Below are 16,592 nucleotides of genomic sequence, written 5' to 3' on the forward strand. Positions count from 1 at the left end.
TATTATTGTTTTATCAAATTGATAGGCTGATGTGGCGGAAAAATAATAACGGCTTCATTACAACTGTTTGCTATAGGTGAAAAAACCAGGTACTTGTAGCATGGTAATACCCATTTTATTGTTTAAAACACTAATAAACAATCTACCACTTATACCGCATTTATTTTGCCCGCCATTAAATGATAATTGATAAAAATCTTTATCATCTAAATAGCCTATCCAAGGTACATAAACTGAGTCATCGGGTAAATTTAAAGTATTATCAATAGTTATATTTGTTTGGGCATTTTTTATGTGGTATTTTAAAATTAACAAATCTTGAGTAAGTCCATCATAGGTTTTAGTTATTTTTTTAAAAAATAAATTATAAGAAATACCATTTAATTGACCCTTCCAGGTACCTTCATATTGATTTAAAACGTTGTTGCGATCAATAATTCGGGTTACTCCATCGTCGTCTAAGCCTTTTCTTGGATTATCTATGTATTCGTGCTTTTTTTCTACAACTATAGTACTTTGGGTAGCGCAGCCACAGTAAATAAATGATAGGAATAGTATAAAAAATATATCTCTCATAAATCAAAAAAAGAAAAGCACTGTAATTAAATGGTATATTTACAAATACAGTGCTTTTATGTTTGTTGATTTTATTGTTTTATCAAACGGATAGGTTGACTAGGCGGAAATATAGTTACAGCTTCATTACAACTGTTTGCTATAGGTGAAAAACCAGGTACTTGTAGCATGGTAATACCCATTTTATTGTTAAAAACACTAATAAACAATTGACCACTTATACCGCATTTATTTTGGCCTCCATTAAATGATAATTGATAAAAATCTTTATCATCTAAATAGCCTACTGAAGGAACATAAACTGAGTCATCGGGTAAATTTAAAGTATTATCAATAGTGGTATTTGTTTGGGTATTTTTAATATGGTATTTTAAAATCAACAAATCTTCAGTAAGTCCATCATCGGTTCTAGTTATTTTTTTAAATAATAAATTATAAGAAATACCATTCAATTGCCCCTTCCAAGTACCTTCATATTTCCTTAAAACGTTGTTATTGTCAATAATTCGAGTTACTCCAGCGCTTGATAAATCTTTTCTTGGATTATCTATGTATTCATGTACTTTTTCAACCACTATAGTACTTTGTGCAGCACAACTTTGCATTACGAGTAGAGTGAAAAAAGAGAGTTTTATTAAATTGTTTATAAGGTTCATAATTATGTATTATTAAGTTAGCAAGGTTTTTTGATTATTCTTTTTTGGTCGGTACTCAATTCGCGTAATTCAAGTTGAATTTTACCCATACGATCATCTTTTACTTTGTACAATTGCAAGCCATTCAAGTTAAATTCTTTTTTTAAAAACTTTAAAAAACCTTTTTCTACGGAGGATGAATTTTTCTTCATTATTTCTTCATAAGATTCTTTAAGTCTTTCAATTTCATTTTCATTAGGGTTAATAATACTTTCTATGTTAATAGGTAACTTACCAGTGTACTTTAAAAAATATTTGCCAGTACTGGTTATTACTCCTCCATAAGCACTTTCCACATCTCCGCTTATTACGGGATCATTTCTAAATTTAGCAATTTTTAAAAAAGTAGTTACATCGGTTGGCGAAAATATGCGAAAAGGTTTTATAATACCCGGCACCAAATTTCCAGTTTTTTCATCTATTACTAAACCTTCATAAGGATCCAAATGAGTATGTGTGTATCCGGTGGTGTTTAACTCCAAACTAATTTTAAGGGTGTGCTCATCTTTTCCAAGCGGTAAAGCTTCGGGTTTACCCTCGTGGTTAAATAGAAAACCAGTTTCATGTTTTAAGTTAGTTTTTCCTTTTAATTCTTGGAATTTGTTGTTAAAAGGAGTTCTATTCATTAACTTTTTAATGTGTTCACAAGGCGAAGCATGTATACTTACAAAAGGTACAGGAAAATGACCTTCATGACATGTATTTGTAGTAGCTAATAAGGGTGATAAAAGGTCACTATTTGAAAGTTCGTTATCGTGAGCTGGATTAATTGTTTCAACAGGAACACGTCTTCCACCACTAGGAGGTTCATTATCATCTCCTTTTCCTCCTCCTGGGCGCTCAATTGGAAAAACAAAAATAGGAGCAAATTCGAATGGAGGAACAGAAATCGGACGTCCAGGGTTTTTTTCACCACCACCAGAACCACCACCACAATTATTACTAGAAAAGGTTTTACTTCCTTTTTCTTCATTAAACAAGCTATAGTAATTTTCAGAAAAATAATAAGCCTGAATTTGATCAGGTGATATTAGTGAATCGTCTTTAAGGTTTTGTTTTGTGATTATTTTTAAGTAATAGGAATCTAAGTTGTCTGTTAGTTTATCTTTTTCAATAACCAAGAATAATACTTCATTTTCCTTTTTTTTCAACCTGAAGGGTATACCTTTTGTAGTCATCTTTTTCTAACCAAGCTATATTTGTATCATCTATTTGTAAAACGTTAGATGCATCAGGAATTGTTTTATTGGCTCCTAAATTACTAGCTTTAGGTATGTTTGTTTGTTTTTGCAAATTTTTAACATATGAGGCTATTTCAGGAGCATCATTAATATTGTTAAGGATATGAACATCAGTTTTAGATTCGTTTATTTCCAGTGGGTTAGGATTTGTTAGAGTAACTACATCTGTTTCACAACTGATAAAATGGATAGATGCATAAAATAGTGAACTTAGATATACAGCTCGTTGGAATGATTTGTTTTTAATCATAAAGTTAGTATTAGTTAATTTTGAGTATTTGTGAGCAATAAATGTAGTTGTATTATGTCGTTATTTTAGAGTGTTTTAACAAAATTTTATAAATTAAAAATCATCTAAAGCGTTGATTTATATGGGGTTTTATTTTTTTATTTAATGAGTATTTAAAAATTTTTAAGTAACTATTTAGTAATTAGCTTATTATGTTTTGTTTACGATTTAATAAGCTATTAAAATTTATGTTTTTCTTAGATAAGAAATTTTATAGGTGCTATTATTTATTTAGGACATTTTTGTTCGAGAAAATTTTGGGTAATCATAGTTGATTAATAATTTATTTTAGTTTAAAGTCTGTTATCTTTACATTTTTAAATTCCTTGCCAAAAAGATGAATACAATTAACGATACAAACTATAATTTTCCAGGTCAAAAATCTGTTTATAAAGGAAAAGTACGCGAGGTATATGCCATAAATGATGATCGTTTAGTAATGGTAGCTACTGATCGCCTTTCGGCATTTGATGTGGTGATGCCCAAAGGAATTCCTTACAAAGGGCAGATATTAAATCAGATTGCTACCAAAATGATGAAAGCTACTGAGGATATTGTACCAAATTGGTTACTGGCAACACCAGATCCTAACGTAGCTGTTGGGCATTTATGCGAGCCTTTTAAGGTGGAAATGGTAATTAGAGGTTATTTATCAGGGCATGCAGCTAGAGAATATAAAGCGGGCCGCAGATTCATTTGCGGAATGCCTATGTTAGAAGGAATGAAGGAAAATGATAAATTTCCAGACCCTCTGATTACTCCTTCTACAAAAGCAGACAATGGTGAACATGATGAGGATATTACGCGCGAGGAAATTTTGAGTAAAGGCATAGTAAATGAAGAAGATTACCTGGTATTAGAAAAATATACGCATGCATTGTTTAAAAGAGGGACAGAAATTGCTGCTAAACGCGGTTTAATTTTGGTAGACACTAAATATGAATTTGGTAAAACAAAAGCTGGTGAAATTGTGTTGATTGATGAAATCCATACTCCAGATTCTTCACGATATTTTTACGCTGATGGTTACCAAGAACGTCAGGAAAAAGGAGAATCTCAGAAACAATTATCTAAGGAATTTGTACGCCAATGGTTAATTTTAAATGGATTTCAGGGTAAAGAAGGACAACAAATTCCGGAAATGACAGATGATTACATCAATTCAGTTTCGGAACGTTACATTGAACTCTACGAAAAAATTACTGGTGAAGCTTTTGTGAAAGCCGATGTTGCCAACATTGAAAAACGAATTGAAACTAATGTGTTAGCGTATTTAAAAGGCTAAAAAGAAAGACGTTTTTAAAATAAATAGTATTTACAATGCCTATCAAACAATCAATAAAAAAGCAGCCACAGCGCTGCTTTTTTATTAATTATTATTGGTTTGGGTATTGTTAATCAAATAACCGTTTTAAGAAATCATTTGTAAACATTTCTTTGGGATCAAGTTGCTGTTTTAGTTTGTTAAATTCATTCCATTTTGGGTACATGCCAGCCAATTGTTCTTTAGAATAAAAAGTAACTTTAGCCCAATGTGGCCTTCCTTGGTGAGCAGCAAAAATATGATGCACATCTTCGAAATAAGAGCCAAAGTTGATTACTTTTCCATAAGGTTTATAAGCGATTATTCCAATATAACAGGTAGGCGTGCCATGGGCCATACTTAATGCAGATTCGTCTTTTGGAGCAAAGCGAACTTCAATAGGCATGTGTACTTTGTATTTGTTTTTGCTAAATAGTTTGTTAATTTTTACTAATACAGCTTCGGTTTCTTCAATGGGAATTCCGTATTCCATTACCTTTTGCTTGACTAAAATAGGTAAGGTAAAACCATCTAAAAAATTGACTACTTTATCCTTGGTTTCAGTTTCAAGGAGTAGTTTGTACATTGTTTTATTTAATAAAGGGATGCTTTTGTGTCTAAACGAAGTAAGCCACAAGCCTAGTTCGTGAAGCATGTTTCCTTTAAAAATATCATTAAACCAATCAGTAGCAGCTGATTTTTTTTGAATATTATGTTGCGTTTTTGTGGCTTTCCAATACTGTACTTTATCAGTGTGAGGCGCCCACCAAAAGCGCATGTATTCATCATTATAGGGTGCATCAAGTTTACTAATCATTTCGGCAAAACTCAATGTTGTGGTATTAATTTTTAATTGGTAATTTGTTACTAGTTGTAAGGTAACTGATGATATAATTCCTAGAGCTCCCAGACCTACTACAGCCAAATTAAATTCAGTAAGATCAATGCGACGGTCAAAAATTTTAAGATGTCCATTAGCAGTAATTACCGTAAAGGCAACAACAGCTTGATCCAAAGCGCCATGTTTTAATCCTGATCCATGCGTTCCTGTACTAATAGCACCTGAAATTGATTGTTCAACAATAGTCCCTAAATTGTCAAGGGCTAGGTTATTGGCAAGACTAAATTCTGCTATTTTTTGTAAAGAAGTGCCTCCTTGTACAGTGAGTAATTTGTTGGCGGCATCAAAATGAATAACATTATTGTAGTTTTTAAGATCAATTAAGTAGCCGCTGTTAGTGGCAGCAATCAAAGAACAAGAGTGCCCTGATCCAACAACTTTTATTTTTTTATTGTGGTTATTTGCATCGTTAACAAGTTGAACAAGTTCTTGTTCAGTGGAAGGGTAAACAATTTGATCCGGCTTTGAAGTAAAAGATTTTGACCAATTAATCCATTGTGTACCTGTATTCATATTTTTTTATGACAAATTAACAGACTTTTTAAGAATAAATAGCATACTTAACGTTTATTTTGCAACAGATTAATGCTGCTCAGATATTTATTTAAAACTTCAATGTACTGTTAATCTACTCTAGCAAGGTAGGTGCTAGGCTTTTCATATTTAAGTAGGTATGATGATTTAAAAATTAATTTCTTTAAAGCTGTTTCTGCAACTTCTTTATCGCTAATATTATTGGCACTTTTATAGAAGTTTAAGCCATCATTAAATTCTTGTTTTTTAATGATTTTTAAAGTAATGAAATCATTTTTGGATAAATAAAAATAAAAGTGATTTTTATTGAGTGATGCGATAGCTTCTTTTTTGTTTTTAACTTTTAAAGGGGCAAAACGAGTAATAAAATCTAGAATTTCTTTGTCTGAATTTCGGTATTGTTTTATTAGATTGTTTATATTTTCCAATGCAGCTAATTTGGTTTTTGTGGCTCCAATAAATTTTCCGCCATTTTTTGTGCTAGCTTCCCATTTTATGGCATCTATATATTGTTGGGATAAAGCAGTGTTAAACGAAAAAATAAGGGATAGTAATAGAATAATTTTTTTCATAGCATAGGTATAGTATTTTAAAATCAAACCAATGTTATGGTTGTGAAATTAATTAAAAAATGAAACCATAGTTTTGCTTTAATCAAATGCATAAGTTATCTATGGCTAATAATGTTATCTATGGGATTTCAGTTGATAATTTTACTATAAGTTAAATAATGAATACTTATATTTTTCTTGTAAGAAGTTTATTCCGAATAAGAAACCAACATGGCTGGTGTTTGAATGTTGAATAGGTATTTAGAATAATTGGTATAAAGTGTTTCTAAATAATGTTTCGCTTTTGCTTCGCTCTTTACTCTACTTACATTCATGTAAAATTTTATGCCAGTTTCATAGCTATTATCTTCCATGTATTGCAAAGCAATTAATTCAATTTCGGAAATATACTTGTATTCAATGTCAGGACTGTCACTAATAAAATCATCATAAACTGTAAGGTTTTCATTTTTCAAAGCAATTGAGGTTTTGTTAATATTTACCATGTCAACTTCATACTTTGTTCCTTCATTTTCAAATTTTAATTCATCTATTATGATTTCGGCTTCGTATTGATCATTTGAAATTCCAATAAATTTTCCGCCGCTTTTAGTGTTGGCTTCCCAAACAATTGCATTCACAAAATTTTGAGCAGATAAGGATGTAAAAATAAATAATAAGGTAATTGTCAAAGTGTAATTTTTTCTCATATAAAAGCTGGTTTGTTTGAAACAAATGTATGAGATGTATAAAGTTTTTAGACGGTAATTTTAATTTATTAGATAAAAACACATTTAATTTCGATAATGTGTTTATTTTGATGTGTAATTCGTGTAAATTTAAACGGTAAAAGTGATTAAATTAACGATTTTACATATTTTTTCTCGGGTGGAATTTGTTTAAAGTATCAGAAAGATGTTGCCTGTCCAAGTGCATATAGATTTCGGTTGTAGTAATGCTTTCGTGTCCTAGCATTTGCTGTATAGCGCGTAAATTAGCTCCATTTTCTAAGAGATGAGTGGCAAATGAGTGGCGGAAGGTGTGTGGGCTAATATTCTTTTCTATACGAGCTCTTTTGACTAAGTTCTTTACTATAGTAAAGATCATTGCTCTTGTCAAAATACTCCCACGTCTATTTAAAAATATGATATTTGTGTAGTCCTTTTTTATTGTAACTTTTGTCCTACTATTATCAAGGTAATTTTGAAGTGTTTTTTGAGTGTGTTCAGCAATGGGAATTAGGCGTTGCTTGTTGCCTTTTCCGGTAACGGCAATAAATCCTTCTTCAAAATATAAGTCCGAAATTTTTAAATTAGTAAGCTCACTTACGCGGAGTCCACAGCCATATAGCATTTCAATAATAGCATGATTCCGTTCGCCTTCAGCCTTGGAATAGTCAACTTGACTAATGATTGTATCAATTTCTTCGAGACTTAGGGTGTCGGGTAGTTTTTGTCCAATTTTTGGCGATTCAATTAAATCCATCGGGTTATCGACTCGATAATTTTCGAAAATTAAATAATCAAAAAAACCACGTAATCCTGAAATAATTCGCGCTTGTGATCTTTCATGTAAAATTTTAGCTATTTCATATATAAATTGCTGAATGTCGGTTTTGGAAATTGTTATTGGCGAAGCGTTAATTTCATTGGATTCCAGGTAATTGATAAGTTTAATGATATCAAGCGAATAATTAGTAATGCTATTGTCGGAAAGTCCGCGTTCAATAGAAAGATAATTCGTGTAATCGTTTAGGCTATTTTTCCAGTTCATGCTAAGTATTTGCTAAACTTTTGGATTAAAAGAGAGAAAGTTATAAAATATAGTTATTTTAGTTGAAATTTATTTTTTAAAGCCTACAAGATTATGAAAAAATTAATTATAACACTATTAATAAGTGCCTTTGGTTTAGCATTAGCTAACGCTCAGGGAAAGCCTTCGTTTGGGTTAAAAGCAGGATTAAACTTCATGCAGTTTGATGGCAAGGAGGTTGAAATTGATAATAACTCAGGTTTTCATGCAGGAGTTGTTTTAGCAGTGCCTCTAGTAAAAAAATCGGGTCTTCATTTTGAGGTGTTGTATTCGGTGGAATCTTCTGATGATATTGACTTAAACTATGTGAACGTACCTATATTATACACCTATAAAATTATACCTGGTTTAAGATTGCAATTAGGGCCTCAATTTAAAATCAGTACAAAATCTGAGTTTTCAGATGAAGTTTTGCGAGCAACAGTTGAAGAAGATTTTAAAAGCTTGAATTTTGATTTAGCAGCTGGATTAGAGTATAAATTTCCAGCTATTGGTCTTTTTGCTCAGGCAAGATACAATTACGGTCTCACTGAATTTGAAGAAAATTTTGAATTGACTTCAAACAATTTTCAATTATCAGTAGGGTATCGATTTTAAATTACATCTAAAATTTTATAATTCAAAACCGAAAGTTATAAAGCAAATACTTTCGGTTTTTTTTGTATCAAATTTTAGTACTTTTGAAATTCTACAGAAATTAATTTTATGAAGCTTTTAGTATTAAATGGTCCGAATTTAAATTTACTAGGCACACGAGAGCCTGGTATTTACGGAAGTCAAACGTTTGAAGATTATTTTAAAGAACTAAAGTTAAAATTTTCTGACCTTACTTTGTCCTACCAACAATCAAATCATGAAGGAGAGTTAGTGACTGCTCTACAGCAAGCTGATGGGGTGTATGATGGTGTGGTTTTAAATGCGGCAGCTTACACGCACACTTCAGTTGCAATTGGTGATGTCATTAAAGCTGTAGGTGTACCAGTGGTTGAGGTGCATATATCTAATACATTTGCTAGAGAGGCTTTTAGGCACAATTCCTATATTTCGCCCAACGCTAAAGGGGTAATATTGGGTTTTGGACTTCAAAGTTATGATTTGGCAATCCAAAGTTTTGTAAAGTAAAACAAATAGAATTTGATTGTTTATTAATTAATAATGCGTTTGATTACTCGTAATTTATGGGTGTGGGTGCGTCTCTCAGCGTTAAAAATTCCGGTGTGGTCAATACGATCAATGCGTACTTTTCCATGGGCATGAATAATATAGTTGTCCTTCATCATTATGCCAACATGGGTAATTTTTCCTTCATCATTATCAAAAAAAGCCAGATCGCCAGGTTCACTTTCTTCAATAAAACTTAATGGATCACCTTGTGTTGCTTGTTGGGAGGCATCACGTTTTAATTGGTGGCCATTTATTTTATAAACCATTTGTGTAAAGCCGCTACAATCAATTCCAAAAGCAGTTTTTCCGCCCCATTGGTACGGCGTGTTCAAATATACAAGAGCAGTTTCAATGAGGTGATTTTTGAGCTGCTTTTTATTCGTATTTTTTCCTTCAAAATTATGCCCTAAAATGGTTAAAGCATTTAAAGTAACTCCTAAAGGTACAGGCATTAACTGTTCATTAGGGAGTAAAATAAAATCTACCAAATTTATTGAAAGTAGAGGTTTTTCTTTAATTAAAGCTTTGTATTGCTGCTCTTCGCAAAACGTATATTGTAGGTTGTCAATCCACCCTTCATATTTATCATATGCTAAACGGATACGGCTCCATTTTTTTCGTACTTCGAGTACTTTAAAAAACTCTCCATATAATATTTGCGAAGTTTGTTCGGCGGTATCCGATGGATTCTCTCGCAATGAAATCATGCTAAGGTGGGCTATTCCGTACTGCATAAATTAACTAAGCGTTGTAATTTGGATTTTCAATAATCATAGTAGATGCACCACCACCTCCATTACAAATAGCTGCAGCGCCATATCGACCATTATTTTGGTTTAAGATATGTATTAATGTTGTTAAAATTCGAGCACCTGAACAACCTAATGGATGACCAAGGGCTACTGCACCACCGTGAATATTCATTTTTTCGTTTGGAATGGAAAGAATTTTTTGATTGGCTAAGCCCACTACGGCAAAAGCCTCGTTTAATTCAAAAAAGTCAATATCATCAATTAGTAATCCAGCTTTTATCAATGCTTTTGGTAATGCTTTTGAGGGAGCAGTGGTAAACCACTCAGGCTCTTGAGCGGCATCAGCATAACTTTTTATAATGGCAATTGGGGTTAAGCCCAATTCCTCTGCTTTTTCAGTGGTCATTAACACCATTGCGGATGCTCCATCGTTCAATGTAGAAGCATTTGCTGCTGTTACAGTGCCTGTTGAGGAAAAAGCAGGACGCAACGAAGGTATTTTTTCGAACTTTACTTGCAGGTATTCCTCATCAGTAGAAACTATTTTAGGCTCACCTCTTCGTTGTGGTACTGTTACTGGTATTACTTCTTCTTTAAATTTTCCTGTATCCCAGGCCTCTTTAGCTCTGGTATATGATTGAATTGCGAAAGCATCTTGATCTTCGCGTGTAATGGCATTGGTATCTGCACACAAATCCGCACAAACACCCATAGCTTGTTGATTGTATACATCTGTAAGTCCATCTTTCATTAACCCATCAATAAAATCTGCATTGCCAAATTTATAACCATTGCGTAAATGTGAGTAGTGTGGAGCTTGACTCATATTTTCCATACCACCAGCAATAACAATATCAGAATCACCTAACGCTAATGCTTGAGTGGCAAGAATGACTGATTTCAATCCGCTGGCACAAACTTTATTTACCGTTGTGCAGGGTACGCTGTCGGGTAATCCAGCTCCCATAGCAGCCTGCCTGGCAGGAGCTTGTCCGCAGTTAGCCTGTAATACATGTCCCATAAAAACTTCATTAATACTACTTGGAGCAATGTTTGCTTTTTCAATTGCTGCTTTTATGGCAATGGCACCAAGTTCGGTAGCAGGTACGTTGGATAAACTACCTAAAAAACTTCCTATTGGAGTCCTTACGGCAGAAATTATCGCTATTGATTTTGACTTACTCATATATGCGAATTTATGAATTTTTGCTAGGTAATTTCATAGTTAAGAAAAATGAATTATAAAATTTAACCTGCTTTACGCATTAAAACTTTGTTATTAAGCTGTGAAATACGATAAATATGAATGCTTTCTTAACTTTAGCATGGTATCACTATGATTAAATTAAAAAAATCAGTTTATACTAGTGTTTAAGGTAGATTGTAGCTGTTACACAAAATCTAAAGTAGCCATATCAGCGGGTTAAGTATAATTAGTACCTTTGAATTGAATTTTATTATTTCATGAATCAAGTAAGAGAATCATTTTATAAAAATCAATCAGCATTTTACAAAGTGTTGATTTTTGTTATAACAACCATAGCCATTGTGTACATGTTTCCCAAAAAGGGGAAATTTAAATACAATTTTTCTAAAGGAAAACCATGGCAATATGAAAATTTATATGCACCGTTTAATTTCGGAGTGTTAAAGTCGGAGGAAGATTTAGCTTCTGAAAAAAAGCAAATTATTGATAATAGCATTCCTTATTTTGAAGTGGATACCAATGTTTTTGTTGAGGTAAAAAAAGGATTAAAAGAAAAATACACAAGTGTTTTTAACGATACGCTAGCCGAAAAAAAAGGGAAAAAGCTTTATAACTTTGTTTTAAAAACGATAAATGAAGTTTACAAACAGGGTATTTATGATCAGGCATTGTTGTATGCTCCTGAAAAAATAATTTATCTTAAAAAAGGAAATAACGTTTCGGAGTATACATTTGAAAGTGTTTTTTCTACAGAACAGGTAACAAAATTTATTAATAAAAAAATAGAGAGCGCTTATCCTGATCAAATAGACAAGTTGACTTTTTTGTTTTTTGAAATTTTAAAACCGAATGTTTCTTTAAATAATGAACTTACGGAAAGGGCTATAGCGCAGGAATTGTCTAATGTATTGGATAGTAGGGGAAGTGTCGAAAAGGATCGAAGAATAATTGCAAGAGGAGAAATTATTGATGAGGATACTTTTCAAGTTTTAAAGTCATTACAAAAGCAATACGAGTCTCAAATTTGGAGCGAAAACAATCAGAATTGGATTGTTTTTGGCTATTTGTTACTAGTAGCTTTGGCTCTTCTAATGTTATTTTTATTTATTAAAAAGTACCGTTATTCAATTTACGAAAACAACACAAAAGTAACCTTTGTAATATTCAATATGTTGCTTATGGCGTTTATTACTACTTTGGTTATAAAATACAATTCAAAGTTTGTATATGTGATTCCTATTTGTATTTTACCGTTGGTGATAAAAGCCTTTTTTGATGCGCGTTTGGGTTTTTTTACGCATGTAATTACGGTGTTAATTTTAGGATTTTTGGTTCCCAATAACTACGAGTATATGTTTTTGCAAACTATTGCAGGAATTGTAACTATTTTGACTGTTTCAGAATTGTATAAGCGGGCAAATTTATTTGTGTCAGTAGGTCAAATTACTTTGGTATATGTGGTAGCATACATTGCTTTTCATATCATACAGGAGGGGAGTTTGTTTAGTAAGGATGCACAAACTTTTTCAGAAAAAATAGCAGAATTACAACCCATTTTATTGTTTGTGCTTTGTGGTTTTGCTACCTTAATTGTACATCCCTTAATTTACGGTTTCGAAAAGATTTTTGGCTTGGTATCGGATGTCTCTTTATTAGAATTAAGTGATACCAACTCCAAACTATTAAAAGAACTTTCGGAGGTAGCTCCAGGGACTTTTCATCATTCCTTAAACGTTGCAAATTTAGCAGAAGCTGCCGCCAATGAAATTGGAGCAAACGCAATGTTAGTTAGGGTAGGAGCTTTATATCATGACATAGGAAAAATGAGTGCGCCTACGTATTATACCGAAAATCAAACCGCGGGTATGAATCCGCATGATCATTTATCGCCATCAGAGAGTGCTAAAATTATTACTGATCATGTACTTAAAGGTATTGAAATTGCTAAAAAGAATAACCTACCTGATAGGGTCGTTGATTTTATAAGGACGCATCATGGAACAAGTACCGTGTACTATTTTTACGTAATGGCAAAAGAGGACAATCCAGATGTTGATATTTCACTTTTTCAATACCCCGGACCGATACCTTTTTCAAAAGAAACTGCAATTTTAATGATGAGTGATAGTGTAGAGGCAGCTTCAAAAAGTATCAAAAATCCAACCAGTACATTAATTGATCAGTTTGTAGAAAAAATTATCAATAAGCAAATGGATGAAGGTCAATTTTTAAATGCTGATATCACCTTTAAAGAAATTCAGCAAATAAAAAAGGTAATGAAAAGAAAGCTAAACAACATGTATCACTTAAGGATTGAATATCCTGAGTAGCTGTATTTAGTTTAGGTCTATAAATAGTTTGTTTAACAGTCAAACTATTTATAAGACTAAGGAACACTATTTTTTAAAGAATTTACAAACGCTCTTTTTTTCTATTATACAACTGTATACTATATTTGCAATATGATGCATATTCCTTTATTTATTAGTGGTACCGAAATAGCTTTTATAGTTTTTATACTAGTTATGGTGTTTGGAGCAGATAAAATTCCAGAAATAGCTCGTGGTTTAGGGAAAGGGATGCGTCAAATCAAAGACGCTACTAACGAAATTAAACGCGAAATTACTGATAGCGCTCAAGATATTGACGTAAAAAATAATCCAATTACTAAAGATATCACTAAAAATATAAAAGAAGTTCAAAAAGACATTGATGATTTAACGGGACCAATTAAAAGAACATTTTAAAATAGTTTTTTAACTTCACCTTACTGGTATTTTTTAATATATTGTACATGAGAATTATAAAAAAAATATTAAGTGGTTAAAATATTATTATTCTTTTCAATAGTTGTACTTTTTTTATATAAAATGCTAGCTCAAATAGATGCTAATTCACTTATGGGAATACCAATGGCTACCACAGCCGAAAGATTAGCCATTACAGGAATTACTGAAGGGAATATGGTTTATGATACCGATATCAATAGACTTTTTGAATATACTGATACGGGTTGGTTAGAGATTTTAACATCAAATAACACTTATTTAGGCGTATTTCAGATTACAGGAGCTACACCAGCACAAATTACAGTTCCGGGGATCCCTTTTGCCCCCACTTCAGTTAGTTTTGTGGCACATCCTAATATCGAAGTTTTGGATATAAATGCTGATAATTCAGTAGGTAATAATGATAATACTTCAAATAATTCATTTGGTACTATGAATGGTTTTGCCAGAGGTTCTGGTAAAACAATTGATCAACAACAAGTGATATATTTAGGCGCGAATGGAAATTCGATTAATGATATTAGTCGATTTGCATCAAGTGATCATGCTATTGGTATTAGATATGGAAATCAAAATGGGAATAATTTAGGTGTAATTACAGGGGAGGTCATTGAATTTACTTCGGATGGGTTTATAATTGAAGTAACCTACGCAAACGGATCACAAAATGTAGGTAATGAGGATTTGGTTGTTTTATTTACAGCTTATAGGTGATCTTTATTTTGTGTTTTTGGTTAAATTCAATAATCAATTATATTTTATCAATACTAATTTAATGAGATCTATTAGATAAAGAATTAATTTAACCTACTAATAGTTAATCCGTCTCTTATAGGCAGTAATACCGTTTCAATTCTTGGATCTTCAGCCAATAACTTATTATATTCAATTAAAGCTTTAGTAGACTCATCGTTGGGTTGTAGTTTTTCAATTACTTTTCCGCTCCATAATACATTATCGGATAAAATAATACCGCCAGAGTTCATTTTATCAATAATTAGATTAAAATAGTTGACGTAATTAGGTTTGTCGGCATCAATAAATACCAAATCGAACTTGGTAGTTAATTTGGGAATGATTTCAATGGCATTTCCAATATGCTGTTTTATGTTTCTCCCGTAAGGGGATTTGTCAAAATAAGAGCGTTGAAAATCTTCCAACTCTTCGTTGATATCAATGGTGTGTAACAGTCCATCTTTTTTTAAACCTTCGCATAAGCATAAAGCAGAATAGCCCGTGTACGTGCCTATTTCTAAAATAGTTTTTGGTTGAATAAGTTTGGAAAGCATACTTAAAATACGCCCTTGATAATGGCCACTCAGCATACGAGGTTGCAATATTTTTTGGTAAGTTTCGCGCGTAAGCTGTTGTAGTAATTGAGGTTCTTTTTCAGAATGTGCAGCCACATAATCATCAAGTGCGTCGGGTATAAAATGCATATCAAAACAATTTGTGCAAAAATACACCATGCGTTAGTGAAAAGCTAACGCATAGTGATAATGCTTATGGTATGATTGTTTTTTATTGTTTTAAAAACTCAACCCTTCGGTTATTGGCTTTGTCTTCAATACTGGCATTTGCATCCGTAAATAATAGTTCGGTTTCCCCTTTACCTATACAAGTAATACGTTCTTTTTTTATGCCTTGTTCTACTAGGGCCTTTTTTACAGCTTCGGCACGCTTTTGAGATAAGCTGAGGTTTTTTGCGTTATCACCATCGCTATCAGTATGTCCTATAATTTGGAAATTCCAGTCTTTATATTCTTTCATAATAGCGACGATTTTGTTAATAATTCCTAATGACTGTGATTCCACATCAGCTTCACCAGATTTAAAATGAATACCATTGGTACTGTATTTTCCTTCCGAAATGATGCGTTTATATAATTGTCCGCCACCATTGGCTATACGGATATTACGTATACCATATAAAGCTTTTCCAGGAAAAGAACTGTTTTGCTTAATGTCCATTTGTATGCCAAAGGTATTGGGCGTAAAATTTAACCTTGGTAAATTAGCAATACGCTTTTCGTCATAATACATTTTAAATTTACCTTTGTTATAGGACATGGCAATATGGTGCCAAGCTTTTAAACGCCCCAAACTCACATTTTCTAATTGAAAATCATAACTCCCAACTTGTCCAGTAGTTTTATCGGATCTTAATGAAAAGTCAATATTAGGATTGTTTAAAGAATTACTACTTAGTATAATGTCGTAATTAGTCCAGTTATTGTAATATGATTTAGACATTTCATCTACATAAATATCAAATTCGATAGTAAACTCATCCGACAAGTATTTTTTATTATTGAATAGCGGTAAAATGGTATTTTCATATTGAGCGGTACCAATAATAACTTTATCACCATCAAAGGTGGCTACTTCGGCGCCACCTTGACGTAAATCCCAACGCGAAGGGAATTCACCAACTTCTTCGTAGGTTAAATCATCGTAAAAAATAACATCCTCTCCAGGAACAAATTTGTAATTTCGCCAAACTTCTACAGGAGTAGTATTTACACCACCTGAGTAATCTTCGTCAGATAAAATACCTCCAGCTTTGGAGGTTTCTTTTTTACTTTTTTTATCTCGCTTTTTTGTGAGTAACTCTTCCGCTTTTTCTTCAGCACGTTTTTTTATTTTATCCCAAATTTGAGCATTGCAGGGAATACTATGTAAAAAAATGGTTGTTGCGAGTAGAGTGACTATTCTTTTCATGATGTTAAGTGGTTAGTTTAGAATTAAATTTACGTTTTTTTTATGAATTGTTCAGTG

18 protein-coding genes are annotated in these 16,592 nt (G+C 32.3%); 6 read left to right on the forward strand and 12 right to left on the reverse strand.

Annotation, left to right across the window (positions count from 1 at the left end; translation table 11 throughout):
* Positions 1-57: 57 nt before the first annotated feature.
* The 4 genes from GMC_RS0112250 to GMC_RS0112265 all read right to left on the reverse strand — a co-directional run bounded on the left by GMC_RS0112250 (position 58) and on the right by GMC_RS0112265 (position 2,762).
* The gene (locus GMC_RS0112250; RefSeq protein WP_010522410.1) at positions 58-576 is read right to left on the reverse strand and encodes a DUF6705 family protein; all 519 of its coding nucleotides are present in this window, start codon (positions 574-576) and stop codon (positions 58-60) included.
* Between the two features lie 71 nt (positions 577-647).
* Complete coding sequence (locus GMC_RS0112255; RefSeq protein WP_010522411.1) at positions 648-1,181, reverse strand: hypothetical protein; 534 nt, start codon at positions 1,179-1,181, stop codon at positions 648-650.
* Positions 1,182-1,249: 68 nt separating this feature from the next.
* Positions 1,250-2,422 (reverse strand): hypothetical protein, encoded by a 1,173-nt coding sequence (locus tag GMC_RS0112260; RefSeq protein WP_010522412.1) that lies wholly within the window; start codon positions 2,420-2,422, stop codon positions 1,250-1,252.
* The gene (locus tag GMC_RS0112265) at positions 2,403-2,762 is read right to left on the reverse strand and encodes a hypothetical protein (protein ID WP_010522413.1); all 360 of its coding nucleotides are present in this window, start codon (positions 2,760-2,762) and stop codon (positions 2,403-2,405) included. Before GMC_RS0112265 ends, GMC_RS0112260 begins: the two co-directional genes overlap by 20 nt.
* Before the next feature lie 376 nt (positions 2,763-3,138).
* Here GMC_RS0112265 and GMC_RS0112270 point away from each other — a divergent pair, with 376 nt between their 5' ends.
* Entirely contained in the window at positions 3,139-4,086 is a 948-nt protein-coding gene (locus GMC_RS0112270; protein WP_010522414.1) for a phosphoribosylaminoimidazolesuccinocarboxamide synthase, read from the forward strand.
* Between the two features lie 109 nt (positions 4,087-4,195).
* On the opposite strand, the gene GMC_RS0112275 is transcribed toward GMC_RS0112270, so the two are convergent.
* The 4 genes from GMC_RS0112275 to xerD form a co-directional block, all read right to left on the reverse strand.
* On the reverse strand, positions 4,196-5,518 hold the full coding sequence (locus GMC_RS0112275; protein WP_010522415.1) for a D-arabinono-1,4-lactone oxidase: 1,323 nt from the start codon (positions 5,516-5,518) through the stop codon (positions 4,196-4,198).
* Between the two features lie 110 nt (positions 5,519-5,628).
* Entirely contained in the window at positions 5,629-6,111 is a 483-nt protein-coding gene (locus GMC_RS0112280; RefSeq protein ID WP_010522416.1) for a hypothetical protein, read from the reverse strand.
* A gap of 188 nt (positions 6,112-6,299) precedes the next feature.
* Positions 6,300-6,800: a hypothetical protein gene (locus GMC_RS0112285; RefSeq protein WP_010522417.1), complete on the reverse strand. Its 501-nt coding sequence runs from the start codon at positions 6,798-6,800 to the stop codon at positions 6,300-6,302.
* A 160-nt stretch (positions 6,801-6,960) separates the two neighbouring features.
* The gene (xerD, locus tag GMC_RS0112290) at positions 6,961-7,863 is read right to left on the reverse strand and encodes a site-specific tyrosine recombinase XerD (RefSeq protein WP_010522418.1); all 903 of its coding nucleotides are present in this window, start codon (positions 7,861-7,863) and stop codon (positions 6,961-6,963) included.
* 93 nt (positions 7,864-7,956) lie between these two features.
* Here xerD and GMC_RS0112295 point away from each other — a divergent pair, with 93 nt between their 5' ends.
* Both GMC_RS0112295 and aroQ read left to right on the forward strand, forming a co-directional pair.
* The gene (locus GMC_RS0112295) at positions 7,957-8,499 is read left to right on the forward strand and encodes a porin family protein (protein ID WP_010522419.1); all 543 of its coding nucleotides are present in this window, start codon (positions 7,957-7,959) and stop codon (positions 8,497-8,499) included.
* A gap of 108 nt (positions 8,500-8,607) precedes the next feature.
* Positions 8,608-9,024, forward strand: coding sequence for a type II 3-dehydroquinate dehydratase (gene aroQ, locus GMC_RS0112300; RefSeq protein WP_010522420.1), 417 nt, complete (start codon positions 8,608-8,610; stop codon positions 9,022-9,024).
* Between the two features lie 23 nt (positions 9,025-9,047).
* Here aroQ and GMC_RS0112305 read toward each other — a convergent pair whose 3' ends face one another.
* Positions 9,048-9,800, reverse strand: a complete 753-nt coding sequence (locus GMC_RS0112305) for a C40 family peptidase (RefSeq protein ID WP_010522421.1) — start codon at positions 9,798-9,800, stop codon at positions 9,048-9,050.
* Between the two features lie 7 nt (positions 9,801-9,807).
* Entirely contained in the window at positions 9,808-11,004 is a 1,197-nt protein-coding gene (locus GMC_RS0112310; RefSeq protein ID WP_010522422.1) for an acetyl-CoA C-acyltransferase, read from the reverse strand.
* Between the two features lie 278 nt (positions 11,005-11,282).
* Between GMC_RS0112310 and GMC_RS0112315 the strand changes: the two genes are divergently transcribed.
* The 3 genes from GMC_RS0112315 (at position 11,283) to GMC_RS0112325 (ending at position 14,528) form a co-directional block, all read left to right on the forward strand.
* Positions 11,283-13,355, forward strand: a complete 2,073-nt coding sequence (locus tag GMC_RS0112315; RefSeq protein WP_010522423.1) for an HD family phosphohydrolase — start codon at positions 11,283-11,285, stop codon at positions 13,353-13,355.
* Positions 13,356-13,487: 132 nt separating this feature from the next.
* A complete protein-coding gene (locus tag GMC_RS0112320; protein WP_010522424.1) occupies positions 13,488-13,772 on the forward strand; it encodes a Sec-independent protein translocase subunit TatA/TatB in 285 nt (94 codons plus the stop codon).
* Between the two features lie 72 nt (positions 13,773-13,844).
* Complete coding sequence (locus GMC_RS0112325; RefSeq protein ID WP_010522425.1) at positions 13,845-14,528, forward strand: hypothetical protein; 684 nt, start codon at positions 13,845-13,847, stop codon at positions 14,526-14,528.
* Between the two features lie 83 nt (positions 14,529-14,611).
* Here the strand turns inward: GMC_RS0112325 and GMC_RS0112330 are convergent, their stop codons facing one another.
* Together GMC_RS0112330 and GMC_RS0112335 are read right to left on the reverse strand one after the other, a co-directional pair.
* Entirely contained in the window at positions 14,612-15,253 is a 642-nt protein-coding gene (locus GMC_RS0112330) for an O-methyltransferase (protein ID WP_010522426.1), read from the reverse strand.
* Between the two features lie 82 nt (positions 15,254-15,335).
* Positions 15,336-16,535 (reverse strand): OmpA family protein, encoded by a 1,200-nt coding sequence (locus GMC_RS0112335; RefSeq protein ID WP_010522427.1) that lies wholly within the window; start codon positions 16,533-16,535, stop codon positions 15,336-15,338.
* Between the last annotated feature and the right edge of the window lie 57 nt (positions 16,536-16,592).

Origin of the sequence: Aquimarina agarivorans, from assembly GCF_000218485.1 — a bacterium.
Classification (GTDB): domain Bacteria; phylum Bacteroidota; class Bacteroidia; order Flavobacteriales; family Flavobacteriaceae; genus Aquimarina; species Aquimarina agarivorans.